Annotated in this window: 11 protein-coding genes; 2 read left to right on the plus strand and 9 right to left on the minus strand. The window is 55.4% G+C overall.

The window, feature by feature from the left end; all coding sequences use genetic code 11:
- Positions 1–87: 87 nt before the first annotated feature.
- The 5 genes from BQ2657_RS00830 to BQ2657_RS00850 all read right to left on the minus strand — a co-directional run bounded on the left by BQ2657_RS00830 (position 88) and on the right by BQ2657_RS00850 (position 7,773).
- On the minus strand, positions 88–873 hold the full coding sequence (locus BQ2657_RS00830) for a hypothetical protein (RefSeq protein ID WP_075578940.1): 786 nt from the start codon (positions 871–873) through the stop codon (positions 88–90).
- Between the two features lie 163 nt (positions 874–1,036).
- Complete coding sequence (locus BQ2657_RS00835) at positions 1,037–4,135, minus strand: ESPR-type extended signal peptide-containing protein (RefSeq protein ID WP_075578941.1); 3,099 nt, start codon at positions 4,133–4,135, stop codon at positions 1,037–1,039.
- Between the two features lie 495 nt (positions 4,136–4,630).
- A complete protein-coding gene (locus BQ2657_RS00840) occupies positions 4,631–5,968 on the minus strand; it encodes an AMP-binding protein (protein WP_143224891.1) in 1,338 nt (445 codons plus the stop codon).
- Positions 5,969–5,987: 19 nt separating this feature from the next.
- Entirely contained in the window at positions 5,988–7,208 is a 1,221-nt protein-coding gene (locus tag BQ2657_RS00845) for a thiolase family protein (protein WP_075578942.1), read from the minus strand.
- The gene (locus BQ2657_RS00850; RefSeq protein WP_075578943.1) at positions 7,198–7,773 is read right to left on the minus strand and encodes a biotin transporter BioY; all 576 of its coding nucleotides are present in this window, start codon (positions 7,771–7,773) and stop codon (positions 7,198–7,200) included. Before BQ2657_RS00850 ends, BQ2657_RS00845 begins: the two co-directional genes overlap by 11 nt.
- A gap of 714 nt (positions 7,774–8,487) precedes the next feature.
- Between BQ2657_RS00850 and BQ2657_RS00855 the strand changes: the two genes are divergently transcribed.
- A complete protein-coding gene (locus BQ2657_RS00855) occupies positions 8,488–9,777 on the plus strand; it encodes a dicarboxylate/amino acid:cation symporter (protein WP_075578944.1) in 1,290 nt (429 codons plus the stop codon).
- Complete coding sequence (locus BQ2657_RS00860) at positions 9,767–10,606, plus strand: alpha/beta hydrolase family protein (protein ID WP_075578945.1); 840 nt, start codon at positions 9,767–9,769, stop codon at positions 10,604–10,606. The genes BQ2657_RS00855 and BQ2657_RS00860 overlap by 11 nt, the downstream gene beginning before the upstream one ends.
- A gap of 56 nt (positions 10,607–10,662) precedes the next feature.
- Here BQ2657_RS00860 and BQ2657_RS00865 read toward each other — a convergent pair whose 3' ends face one another.
- The 4 genes from BQ2657_RS00865 to BQ2657_RS00875 all read right to left on the minus strand — a co-directional run bounded on the left by BQ2657_RS00865 (position 10,663) and on the right by BQ2657_RS00875 (position 13,769).
- Entirely contained in the window at positions 10,663–11,034 is a 372-nt protein-coding gene (locus BQ2657_RS00865) for a DUF488 domain-containing protein (RefSeq protein WP_075578946.1), read from the minus strand.
- 19 nt (positions 11,035–11,053) lie between these two features.
- Complete coding sequence (locus BQ2657_RS12940; RefSeq protein WP_154667098.1) at positions 11,054–11,215, minus strand: hypothetical protein; 162 nt, start codon at positions 11,213–11,215, stop codon at positions 11,054–11,056.
- A gap of 3 nt (positions 11,216–11,218) precedes the next feature.
- Complete coding sequence (gene hcp / locus BQ2657_RS00870; protein ID WP_075578947.1) at positions 11,219–12,856, minus strand: hydroxylamine reductase; 1,638 nt, start codon at positions 12,854–12,856, stop codon at positions 11,219–11,221.
- Positions 12,857–12,983: 127 nt separating this feature from the next.
- On the minus strand, positions 12,984–13,769 hold the full coding sequence (locus BQ2657_RS00875) for a ZIP family metal transporter (protein WP_083236120.1): 786 nt from the start codon (positions 13,767–13,769) through the stop codon (positions 12,984–12,986).
- Positions 13,770–13,772 lie beyond the last annotated feature (3 nt).

A 13,772-nucleotide genomic window follows, 5' to 3' on the forward strand; every position in this document is an offset into this window, starting at 1 on the left:
CTTCTATACGTATAGTATAGCGCAAAAGGGTGCCACCGTAAACGATGGCACTTTTTTGTCACCAACAAAGTCTCTCTTATAGCCCCGTCAACGGTCCCTTTGATTCAGCAGGCAGGAAAGCACCTGACAGGGAATATCGTAGGAAGGCAGACTCACCACATAGGGATTGTCCCTGCCGCTCTTGAAGATCTGGATACCGCCTTCTCCGCTGGTTATGGCATCCAGTTTTGACAAATCGAAGGAAAAATGTTTGCTGCAGCCCAAAAAGCCGATCCTCTGATTGGTGATCCAGAATTTCCCGTCATCTTCTGCGTTCCAATACTCTTGGGTCTCTTTGCCCACTTTCATAGAGCCCACCCGATAATACACCCCTCGGCAGATCCGGAAGCTGTAAACAGGACCGCCATAGCGGACTCTTGTCACTTTCTTCACTTTTTTGACCAGGCTGGCAGGTCCGCAGAAATGGAGGATTTCATCATCCTTGAAGAGCATACGGATCAGGGATTTGTCATAAACCGGAAGCTGCTGCTTATGCCGGATATTGTAAAGGATATTCTGGATCTGGCTTTCGTAAATATAGTTCTGTACCGTCTCTTTGTGCAGCCTTTTGCAGATCAGAAGAAAAGTCAGGAAGCTTTTCCGATGGAAATCATCCATCAGATCCCCCTGACAGAGCTGCTGCCAGACCATGTCCAGTGCCGCCTCCTGGGCCCACTGAAGCTGCTGGATGCTCAGTTTTTTTGCTTTCTGATACTGGTTCAAACGACTGATCAGACCATCATCCAATCTGCATTGCACTGTGGCATCGGCAATCAGATGTGCGTATTCCTGGACGTCAGGATTGTCCTTTCCGATATGCAGGAAGCCAAACAAAACAACCCCCTCCTTTGGGTATTTTCTACTTGTCCGCCGTCCTGACAAGATACGTAAAGAAAGGAACGCTCATCTCTCCAAGTCTTGTCAGATGCAGCATATTGTGTATATTATACCATAAAAGAAGAAGGGGCTGCTGCCTGCGCAACAGCCTCTTCCTGTTTTACTTTTCGTCCCGCTGGATCCGGGATCCATAGACATCCCGATATTCTTTTTTCTCTCTGTTCTCTTTGCTGTTGACCCGGACCCGTTCCACTTTGTGCCGGTCATTGTCCTTCCCGGAAATCCGGTCCACCCGGAACCGTTCGGCTTCTTGGACTTGGGTCAGTTCCGGCTTGAATTCTTCCACGGATCTGGCCATGCCTGCATCCACCGGAGCTCCGTTCTGCAGTGCCCGATAGATGATAGCCGCATATTCGTACCGGGTCATGGTCCGGTCTCCTTTGAATTCTCCATCTGGGTATCCTTGCAGATAGCCCCGTTCCCGGAGGCCTTCCACATACTGGTACGCCCAGTGGGTTTCCGGCACATCGCTGAAGTTCCCCTCCAACGGCTTAACAGCCGGTGTCCCCTGGAGTTTCAGGGTCTGGAGGATCTGGGCATTCTGGTTCTTCAACATTTCCACAGTGGCCCGCAGATCGATGATTTCTTTGGCCATGGCCACTTTGGATCGGGTTACATGGTTGTGCTGGCCCAGTTTGAAGGTGACCCCGGCATTGACCATGTTTTCCCCTCCGCCAAAGCTGCCGCCTACACTGATCAAAGTGTCTTCGGAAGGCCGATAGAAGGCACCGATGGCAGCTGCATGAGCGTCCTTATAATTGCCATATCCGGCAGCAAAATCCCATTTATCATCGGGATCGAAATCCTGAGGGTGGAGGGCCGCCAGGGCAGCTGCGCCTGCGCCTACCCGATTCAGCCGGCTGCCCAGCTTATTCACGGAGCTTCCCAGGTTCCGGATATCCCCGGCATTCTTTTCCACGGCCTGATTGGTCCGATACAGCTGTCCTCCGTTGACGGCTTCCTTGGAACCTTCTGCCACGGACCCGTCTCCCACATTTTTGATGACGGTACTGCTGCCGCCCTGGTTCAAGGTAATGGAGCTGTGGGAAGCGTCATCGTAAGAAACCACATTGGCCGTCACGGCTTTCAGCTGGTCCTCCGTCGCCGCCTGACCGGAAACGATTTGGTCCGGATCCCAGGTGGTATTCTGGAGTCCGCCGATGGTCCCGCTGTTTCCCTGATTCAGCTGGATGCCTCCTACGGAAGCGGTCTGGGCCGTCACCGAATCCACCGTGATGTCCTTTTTCAGGGAAACCTGATAGTTGGCCGCTTCCCCGGCTCCGGCCGTATTCTGGACGGAAATGTTGTCTCCGGCAGAGACAATGGAATGTTTCCCGGCCTCTGCCGTTGCTTGATTCAAGGCTGAATCCAGCTTCCCGATGGCTACGGTCACCGTATCTCCGTTGGTGACCACTTTGCCCTGGGTCCCCGTGCCGCCGGCCACGTAATTCAAATCGCCCACATCACTGGCTTTAGCCACATCGGTGATGATGACTTTTCCAGCCGCATTGCCGGCTTTGTCCACCAAATCCAGAGCCACTCCCTGTACATTGCTGCCGGCCTGGTTTTGGACCGTACCCACCGCATATTCTCCGGCTTTGACATGGATATCTGAATCATTGGCTTCCGCTGCCTGAAGAGCCTGTTTCAGCTGGGCCACGTTCACTGCGTCCGTATCCTGAGTCCCTGCAGCTACACTGGTGATCTGCCGGGTCAGTTCCGTTCCCTTGCCCACTGACACAGCCGCTCCCGTTGCCACCCAAGCGGAAGAGGTATCTGTGGAAGCCTGCCGGGTGGAAGGATCATACCCAGCAAATCCAGCTTCCACCGCAGCCAGGGACTCGCTGCCCAGGGCCACACCTCCGGCCACTGTGGCATTGGCATTGTGTCCCAGGACCACCACATTCTGCTGATCCGTGGTGGTCACGTTGTCTGCGGAGCCGATCACCAGGCTGTTGGTAGCTCCGGAAAGGGTCCGGTTGTCCCCCAGCAGCAGGGCCGTATCCGTATCCTTGACGGTGTTGCCGGATCCGATGACGGACACATGCTGCACATTGGAAGCCGTATTCTTGTACCCGTTCACCATATTGTAGCGGCTGACAGAACCGCTGGTCCCGGTCACTGTGTTATTGACCCCGATGATGGAGGTTTTCTGGGTATAGTCGGCTTTATTGCCTCCCCCAATGGCCAGTGTGGCCCCGCCGCTTTCAGATTTTTTCACACTGGCCATCAAGGTTTTCTGCAATGCCTGGGCAGAATCACCACTGCTTGTCGGTGCTGAAATATCAGTAATAGAATTGGTGATTTCATTGCCGGCCCCGAAAATCAAGGCGCCATTGGAATTGAATTCCCGGTTGGCCGTACCTACGATACTGTTGGCTACACCCGCATAGGAAGAAGAAGCCGTAGCTGATTCAATACTGTTCAGGGCACCGGTTATGGTAGCACCGAAATTTTTTCCTGCAGCAAGCGTATTCGTATTGTAATCAGAAGAAGCAATCGAATACGCCCCTGTAATAGAAGAGAACAATCCGTTTGAAAAACTGTTGGCTCCCAAGGTAGTCGAAAATAGGCTCATATTATACGATTTGGTACTGGCCGTATCGACGGTTATATCCCCCAAAGCCCCTTTATAATTATGGGTCCCCAGCATTACACTACCAGATCGGGCATAAGTATTCTGCCCGATGGCCAGCCCAGTGACCATTTTCGTAGGATCCTTCGGAAGCCCATAGGGTATTCCAAAGATACTGTTGTATCCAGCCTGATTGAAATCAAAAGAACGCTCCAGACCGCCTACCATATTTTCCACAAAGGCATTCATCCCGATGGCGATGCCGCCGCCCTGATCGATATAATTCAGGGTACGGGCCCCTCCGCCGATGGCGATGTCACCGGTAGACGGCTGGCCCACACCTCCCTGATAGCTGATCGTTGCCCCTTTGCCGATGGCCACATTCTCTGCTTTCGGCGCATTGCTCCCTGTACCATATGCTACACCAGTTCCTGCGCCGGTCGCGGTGTCCGCTGCTAAAGAATCTGCTGGAAACGATGCCAGCAGACTCACCGTTAAAACAGCAGAAGCTAACACTTTCGTCCGATTGCCAGAATTATTTTTCACATGGCTCCCGGCCAGTTCCGACACCACCACATAACAGTTCTTTGCGCGGCTCCAAATCACCTTATAGATTTTATTCACAACAAGCTCCTTTCTCCATACTACTATATACTTTTATGTAATTGCAATAAAAAGCAAACAAAAACCCTTGATTCCTTTTCTTCCCGCTCCTTTCCGGCCATTTTTTCATTTTCCCTTTGAAGTCGCCAGTATTATAGTACATGGCTTCTATCATTACAATCTAAATATTTGTAAACATGTTTACATTCAGTATAATCACATATTTTTACTGTTTGGAGGGATTTGATTCCATTTTTCAAAAAAGTCCTGTCTTTTCCGGTCTTTTTTTCAGGAGTCTGTCCATACTTCAATTATTTTTTACAATTCCATAAGAAAAAATTTTGTGAAAGAGTTCACATTTTTACAGCGGGGCGGCTGTGTTTTTTCCTTGCCGGATTTTTCCTGCTGTATTTTCCTTTTGGCTTTTTCCACACAAAAAAAAGGATGCTGACACCTTCCAAAAGATATCTGCATCCTTTTTTCATCGCTGCACTTGTCTGTTCCCAGTTCTATTTATCAGTCTATTTTCCGGCTGGATCTTTCTCTCCGTTCCAGCCAGGTACGGATTTTCCGTCCATCCACCTTCCCTACTCCATTCAAAGGCAGCTGTTCCACCCTGATCCAGCGGCCGGGGATTTCTCCCGGGAGCAGTTCCCGATGGAGGGCCCGGCGCAGTTTCCCCAGTGTCATACCCTGTTCCAGCACCACGGCTGCCCCCAGTTCTTCCCCTCTTTGGGAATCCTGTACCGGGACCACGCTGGCATCCCGGACCCCGGGCACCTGGAGCAGAGCCTGTTCCACCCGGCTGCAGCTGATGGTCAGGCCCCCTTTGTTGACCACCTGTCCCTGGCGTCCCAGGAAGATCAGGTACCCACCCTCGTCAAAATATCCCATGTCTTCCAGGGTACAGGGCCTGGACATACCGGCCACGCTGTAAGGGGTATCGATATAGATCAGCCCTTCCCGGATTTCCACCTTCACCCCAGGACAGGGCTTCCCCACACTCTGGGGATGGGCCAGCAATTCTTCATAGGTGAGCCAGGCAATATAGTCCAATTCGCTGGCTCCGTAATACAGCAGGATCCGGCTGCCCGGGAAATATTCCTTCAGAGCTCCGGCTGTTTCTCCATCCAGCAGCTGGGATCCCGCCAGCACCGTTTTCATCTCCGGATAGGCCCGGTCCAGCACTTGGAGCAGCAGTTTCAATTTCACCGGTACCAGGTACAGCAGGGTCACTGGATACCGGTCCAGCAGGGCTTTCCACCGGGTGCTCCGGAGGGTAGAGGCCAGTACCAGGGTGGCACCGGCATGGAGCAGCTGGGCCCATAGGTTCAGATTTCCGGTAAAGCTCATGCTCCCTTCACAGAAGCCCACCGTATCCCGTTCTACCTGGAATTTCCGGTCCTGTTCCGGAAAGAAACCTCCCCAGCTGGCATAGGTCCGGAACATCAGCTTGGGGAGGCCGGTGGAACCGCTGCTCAGGACTCCCATGCACAGATCCGCAGCCGGTACCGGAGCTTCCTCCCATCCCTGCCGCAGCCGTCCGTCATCGATCCATCCGATTTGGCGCACCCGGACCAACTGGTCCGCCGCTTCTGCTGACAGATCCGGATGGCCCAGCACCGGCACCCAGCCGGCCTGTTCCGCCCCTAAAAAGGCTGTCAGCTGATCTGCGGGTTTCTGTCGGATGATCAGTACCGTCTGCCGGGACATGCCCTGGCTGCGAAGACTCTCTGCATACTGATGCGCCCGCCTTTCCATTTCCCCATAGGAAATGACCTGTCCCTCTTCGATCAGGCAGGCTTTCTCAGGCTGTATCCGGCTCCATTGTTCCAATATCCCGGCATAATCCATCACGGCAAACTTCTTTCTGTCATAAAATTTCCAAGAGTACTCCGGACCCCGTCCCTCCGGCACCGGCAATGGTGCACAGGGCTTTTCCTCCCTCCTGCCCTTCCAGAGCTGCCAGGGCATGGAGCACCAATACTGCTCCGCTGCATCCGTAGGGATGACCGTAAGCCAGGGCGCCCCCCAAAGGAAGATATCGGTCGGTGCAGGTAGGATACTGCCGGGCGAATAGAGCAGAAATCACAGCAAAAGCTTCATTGTATTCAAAGTCATCGATGGCTTCCACCGGCAGCCCGCTTTCTTCCAAGATCTTTTCTCCCACGGCCAGAGCTCCCAGGGGACTGAACCGGGGATCTACACCTGATTCTGTACAGTGGAGGATCCTGGCCAAGGGCCGTACTGATCTTCCCCTCCGGCGCCAAGCGTCCAGCTGCCGTCCGGAAGCCAGTACCAGGAAAGCCGCTCCATCCTGGGTGAGACAAGCGTTGGCCGCCGTTAAGGCAGGAGAACAGTCCCCGGCCAGGTTCCGTTCTTCCGGTGTCAGCAAAGCTTCCGTCTCATCCTGGCTGAACAGGGTGGGCATCCGCCGAGCCAATTTTCCGTTCATCCGGGGCCGGATGCTCTCATCCCGGCTACTGCCGAATAAGGATACCACCCAGGAGGCCAGCCGGCCTTCTTCCGCCGCCTGGGCTGCCTTCCGGTGGCTGCGCACTGCCCAGCTGTCCAATTCCTCCCGGGAAACCCCATAGACCTGAGCCGTCCGTTCTGCTCCTTCCAGCATGGCCCGAGGACTGTTGGTGTCGGGAGAAAACTGGGCGGTCATGGTCCCTTCCGGAGTGTACCGGCTGTCCCAGGGCTGATACACCCGCCGAGGCTGCATAGAAGAAGATTCCACACCCCCGCACAGGACCACATCCAACTGGCCGCTGGCAATCTTTCCCCAAGCCAGAGACAGGGCCTCCAGGGCTGAGGCACACTGCATGTCCAGGGTGATGGCCGGAGTTTCCACCGGGAACCCGGCGATGAGTGCCATGAGCCGGGTCAGGTTCCCTCCGCTGCCCACTGCATTGCCGCCCAAGATCAGCTGAGCTTCCCGGGCTGCCGGGTACCGGATACAAAGCTGCCGGAGAAGGGCAGCGCCCAGTTTCTCCGGCGGTACGTTTTTGAAGATTCCGTTCTGGAGGCCCAGATGGCTACGCAGGCCTCCCACCAGGAATACCTCCTGGACCAGGCGCTCAGAACCCATAGCGCTGGAGCCGGTTGGCCAGGAAAGCAGCCAGGACCACTTTCAGGGTGTCCCCCACTAGAAATGGGAATACTGCCATCACCAAGGTCTTCCAGATGCCCACTTTGGCCACCAGATACATGCTGATGCAGCCTCCCACATAGATGATGGGCATGCCCACACAGATGCCGATGATTACCAGTTTCTTAAAGGACCGGCTGTTCCCCCGGACGGCGCTCATGGCCACAGCTGCCGCCAGGAAACCCAGGTTGAAGCCCCCGGTGGGCCCGATCAGCTTGCCCAGCCCGGAGGTCCCCCCTACGAACACCGGCACTCCCACTGCTCCCAGCAACAGGTAGATCCCCAGGATGATTCCCGCCTGTTTCGGCTTCATGATGAAGGCCACCAGGTTCACCATAATGGTCAGCGCCGTCACCATGGCCGGGGTAAAAGGCAGCGGAAAAGAAATGTACGCCGACACCGCCAGCAGCGCGACACAGACAGCGTTGCCGGTCATGAACCGGATCTGTTCCCGGCTGCCGGTTACGGCCACAGACGGATGCAAATTCTCTCTCGTTTCGCTCATTGATTTTTTCCTCCCTGCAGTAAATCATTTCTCCCCCGTGGACAGGGGATTTGAACAACATATGGATGGTTTCCGGTTCTCCCAGCCAGACAAACAGGCTCTGCCACAGGAGCAGTCCCTGGACCACCGGGCGGCTGTCCAGATGGATGGGGTTGGTATCTCCGGTGCGCCGGGAAAATCCCCTCACTTCTTCCGGAGTGAAAGCCCGCCAGGGCCGGTACCCTTCCGGAGGTCCGGGCTCCCGGTTCAGTAAACCTGCTTTTTCTATATAGTTCACCTTCGGCCCGGTAAAAAGCAGTTCCACCTGAAGTGTCCCCACCCGGCAGTTTCCCGCCCAGGCTTCTGCCTGGAGCAGCTGGCTCCTGGTCCGGTCCCACAGGCACACACATTGGAACCGGCAGTCCGGCCCGGCTTTCCGGATCCGTCCATAATGGATCCGGACGATGAAGCTGTTGTCATAGCGGCTGCCTTGGAATTGGCTCAGGGCTCTGATGTATCCTTCAGTGTATTCTGTCATAATGATTTTAGTGTAGCGAATTTCGGCTGATTGTTCAACCATTTTTATAATATGGTTAACGTAAACTTTCAAAAATAGAAATCCATACATCCTACAGAGACACCTATCTAAGAAACTGACTCTTTCTTGTATTTTGGCAGAGGAAGTTCTATAATTTGTTCATGTCTTTATTTCATACTTAGTTAGGGGGAGTTTTTATGACAACCGCAACCCGGCCGGGGCGCTCCACACTGGCCAACTATCGGGATCCCATTATCCTGATTACCTTCTGCATCCTAGGGGCCATCCTGGGCCTGGTGCTTGGCGACAAAGCCTCGTTCCTGAAGCCCATCGGGCAGATTTTCCTAAACCTGCTGTTCTGTCTCATCGTTCCGCTGATCTTTTTCTCCATTGCCGGCTCCATTGCCAGCACCAAGGATACTGGAAAAGTGGGGAAAATGATCGGGTATACCCTGATCATCTTCATCCTGACAGCCACCATTTCCGGGGGACTGATTCTCCTGGTGACCCATTTCACCGGGGTGCCCACCTCCTTTACAGCGCCGGCGGCGGCAGCAGCCCAGTCAGCAGCCAAACCGGTGACCATTGCAGACCAAATCGTCAATACCCTTACGGTAGGGGACCTGCCTCTCCTGATTTCCCGGTTCCACGTGCTGCCTCTCATCATCCTAACCATTTTTTTCGGCATCTGCGTATCCCTGATCGGAGAGCCGGCCAAACCGGTGGTGGATTGGATGAATGCCATGAGCCTGGTTTGCTATAAGATGGTTGCCATCCTGATGAAAGCGGCTCCCATCGGCCTGGGTGCCTATTTTGCGGATCTCACTGGAACTTATGGGATCGACCTGCTGAAGACCTATGGCAGCGCCATGGTGGTGTTCTACACCGTGGTCTTCGTGTACTTCTTTGTATTCCTGGGCTTCTATGCCTGGCTGGCTGCGGGCACCTGGGGCGTGAAGAACTACTTCCGGGTGATCCTGGCTCCCGCCCTGACGGCTTTGGGTACCCGTTCCTCCGCCGCCACCATCCCGCTCCAAATGGAAGCCTGCGATAAATTGGGTGTTCCCCGGGACATTTCTTCCGTGGTGGTTTCCATGGGAGCTACCTGCCATATGGACGGGGCCTGCATCGCTGTGGTCTATTCGGAAGTACTGGCCACCACGTTGTTTGGCCATCCTCTGGCGGGGTTTGACTTCATCCTGGCTCTGTTCCTGGGCGTGGCCGCTTCCGTGGCTACTTCTTCTGTCCCTGGAGGCGGAGCTGCCGGGGAAACCATGATTGTGTCTGTGTTCCACCTGCCGGAAAGCGCTTTCCCCATCCTGCTCATGGTCATCGAACTGTTCGACCCTGGATGCACCCTGCTGAATTCCTGCGGGGATACGGTGGTGTCCATGCTGATCACCCGGATCTTCCACGGAAAAGACTGGTACAAGAAAAACCTCAACGGAGATGCTGCTGGAAAGGAAGCTCTGCCTTATGGAAATTGATGCCCGCTATGTATTAGAAGAACCGGATTACCAAGATGCTCCCCTGCCGGATTCCCTGGAGCTGGATCTGCCCATCGAGGGAGACCGGGTACTGGGAGAAATCTACCTGCCTTCGGGAATCTATGAAGCGCCCCATCCGGCGGTGATCCTCTGCCATGGGATCCCAGGCACCAACAACAATGACGACCTGGCCCAATGCCTGCGCCGGATGGGCTGTGTAGTGATCCGTCCCTACCACCGGGGAGCCTGGGGCAGCGAAGGGACCTATTCCTTCTCTCACTGCATCGAAGACGCAGTGGCCCTGGCCCGGTGGTCCCGGGAAGAAGTAGCCAAAGCCTATGCCATCGATCCTGCCAATATCTTCCTGGTGGGCCATTCCAACGGAGGGAACACGGTGCTGAACGCCTCCCGGACCCTGCCCTTTCTCCGGGGTACCGTGGCCTTCTGTCCCTACGACCATCAGGGGGGCCTGGAACATATTCCTCACTCTCAGCTAAAGGACCTGTTCGCCCAGGCGGCTTCCGTGCTCCATGTGGGACGGTTCGAAGACCTGTGGCAAGACAGCATCCAACATGCCCGGCAGTGGAGCTTCGTCCAGAACGCCCATCGGTTCCAGGACCGGAACCTGCTGCTGATCGGAGGCAGCCGGGATACAGTGGCCCCTCCGGAATGGATGGTGGAACCTTTGTGGAAGGAACTGGAAGCCCTGCCCGGTACCGGACACCACAAAAAAGTGATCCTTCCCAGCAACCATGCCCTGGACACTGCCCGGCTGGAGCTGGCACGGGTGATTGGGAAGTGGATCGAGGAAATGGTAAAGGAGGGGTGAAGATTCACCCCTCCGGCCGCGGACCGCGACCAAAAGAGGCTGTGAAGAAATGAAATTCATTTCTTCACAGCCTCTTTTTCTATCCACTTTTTCAGCACAATCGCATTGTTATGCTCCTGGTCTTTGGCTCCGTATAATAACGTTACGTTGCCCTGGGCCAGGGCTTTTTTTATTTTTTCCACGAAAGGTCCCGCTTCCGGATTGGCTTCCAGCTCTTGTTCGTAGCCGGTGGCAAATTCCGGGAACCGTTCCGGTTCATGGGCAAAGGACCGGCGCAGCCCATTGGTGGGGGCGATTTCCTTGTCCCAGCCAGTGAGGGCTGCGTTTTCCTTTTTGATGCCCCGGGGCCACAGCCGGTCCACCAGGAACCGGCTGCCGTCCGTTTCAGCGGGGGCTTCGTAAATCCGTTTTACTTGCAGCTTTCCCATGGAAAAGCCTTCTTTCTTCTCAGCGGGCCTGCCGTTTTTCCCGTTGGGCCACCTGTTCACAGGCGGTCAGGGGATATTCCTCCGAATGGTGGTGGAATTCGATGCAGGGCTCACAGTCCTTATAACGAGGGCAGCGGGTATGGCTGCAGGGGCAGGTATCCGGATCGTACAGTTTGATCATATTTCAGGCTCCGAAGAACAGTTTCATGTCGTCTTCCACGTTGGTGATTCCGGCAATACCGAAGTTCTTCACCAGCACGCTGGCCACGTTGGGGGACAGGAAGGCAGGCAGAGTGGGTCCCAGATGGATGTTCTTCACACCCAGGTACAGCAGGGCCAGCAGGACGATGACAGCTTTCTGTTCGTACCAGGCAATGTTGAAGATCAGGGGCAGTTCGTTGACATCTTTCAGACCGAAGACTTCCTTCAGTTTCAGGGCGATCAGAGCCAGGGAGTAGGAGTCGTTGCACTGACCGGCATCCAGTACCCGGGGAATCCCGCCGATGTCACCCAGATTCAGTTTGTTGTATTTGTATTTGGCGCAGCCGGCGGTGAGGATCACCGTATCTTTCGGCAGAGCCTTAGCGAATTCCGCATAGTATTCACGGCTCTTCATCCGGCCGTCGCAGCCAGCCATGACCACGAACTTCTTGATGGCGCCGGATTTCACAGCATCCACTACTTTGTCAGCCAGAGCAAAGACCTGTTCATGGGCGAAGCCGCCTACGATGCTGCCGGTTTCGATTTCGGTGGGAGCCGGGCAGGTCTTGGCCTGAGCGATCAGTTCGCTGAAGTCCTTATGGCCGTTTTCGTCAGCGTCAATGTGACGGCAGCCGGGGAAGCCGGTGGCACCGGTGGTCCACAGACGGCCCTTGTAGCTGTCTTTGGGAGGAACGATGCAGTTGGTGGTCATCAGGATGGGCCCGTTGAAGCTTTCGAATTCTTCCTTCTGTTTCCACCAGGCGTTGCCGTAGTTGCCGGCGAAGTTCTTGTATTTCTTGAAGAACGGATAGTAGTGGGCAGGGAGCATTTCAGAATGGGTGTATACATCCACGCCGGTGCCTTCGGTCTGATCCAGCAGCATTTCCAGGTCTTTCAGGTCATGACCGGAAATCAGGATGCCCGGGTTCTTCCGGACGCCGATGTCCACAGTGGTGATTTCAGGGTTGCCGTAAGCGGTGGTGTTGGCTTTGTCCAGGAGAGCCATGCCCTGTACGCCGTATTTCCCGGTTTCCAGAGTCAGAGCTACCAGGTCGTCCACGCTCTTGCTGTCGTCCAGAGTGGCAGCCAGGGCCCGCTGGATGAAAGCATCCACTTCTTCGTCGTCCTGAGCCAGCACGTTGGCATGCTTGCTGTAGGCGGACAGGCCTTTCAGGCCGTAGGTGATCAGTTCCCGCAGGGACCGGATGTCTTCGTTTTCGGTGGCCAGGACGCCTACGGTTTTGGCTTTGGCGTCGAATTCGCTTTCGTCCCCGTTCCACAGAGCGGCAGCAGGCAGGCTGGAAGTGTCATCCAGCTGGGTCAGCAGATCGGCTTTCACAGCCAGGGTTTCTTTGATCCGGGCAATGATGGATTCCCGGTCGAAGTTGGCGTTGGTGATGGTGGTGAACAGGTTCACGGTCACCAGATGGTTCACGTTCCGGCTGACGGATTTGCCGGCGGCACGCAGGGCGGTGGTCACAGCGGACAGGCCCTTGGTGGCGTAGATCAGCAGATCCTGCATGGCAGCCACTTCCGGCTTCTTGCCGCAGACCCCCACAACGGTGCAGCCTTTGCAGCCGGCAGTTTCCTGACACTGATAACAGAACATCTTGTTTTCCATTGGTATACTCCCCTTTTCTTATAAAAACTCTCGCAGGTTGTTTTCTTCACTCGATGGCTTTATTATAGTCCGGAGCAGGAAAAGAATCCGTTGTTTGAACAACGAACAGGAAATTTTATGGGGTTCACTACCCCAGCGCCACATCCAGTGTCATCATCACCGTGAACCCCAGGGCGAAGGTGAGGACGCCGATGTTGGAATGTTCTCCTTCGGACATTTCCGGGATCATCTCCTCCACCACCACATAGAGCATGGCACCGGCAGCGAAACTGAGGAAATAGGGCAGCAGGTGCCCGATGACACTGGAGGCCAGGATGGTCCCCACCGCTGCAATGGGTTCCACGATGCCGGACAGCACCCCGCCCAGAAACGCCCGGTGCCGATCCATCCCCGCCGCCTTGAGCGGCAGGGAAATGATGGCTCCTTCTGGAAAATTCTGGATGGCGATTCCCAGGGACAGGGCAATGGCACTGCCCAGGGAAATGGACCCGGGATCAGTGAGGAACCCAGCGTAAATCATCCCCACCGCCATCCCTTCCGGGATGTTGTGGAGGGTCACCGCCAGGAGCATCATGGTGGTCCGGGCCAGATGGCTTCGGGGCCCTTCCGGCTCATCGGTGTTCATGTGGAGATGGGGGATCACTACATCCAGCAGCAGCAGGAACAGGATCCCCGCCCAGAACCCCACAACAGCCGGTACAAAGGCGAATTTCCCCAGCCCGGCACTTTCCTCCAGGGCCGGGATCAAAAGGCTCCAGATGGACGCTGCCACCATGACACCGGCGGCAAAGCCGGTGAGCCCCCGCTGGACGTTCCGGTGGAGCTGTTCCTTCATGAAATACACGCAGCCGGCACCTAGACTGGTTCCGGCAAAAGGGATCAGGATCCCTTTCCAGACTTCTTCACTGATCAATCG

It is taken from the genome of Acidaminococcus massiliensis (assembly GCF_900095825.1).
GTDB classification, from domain to species: Bacteria; Bacillota; Negativicutes; order Acidaminococcales; family Acidaminococcaceae; genus Acidaminococcus; species Acidaminococcus massiliensis.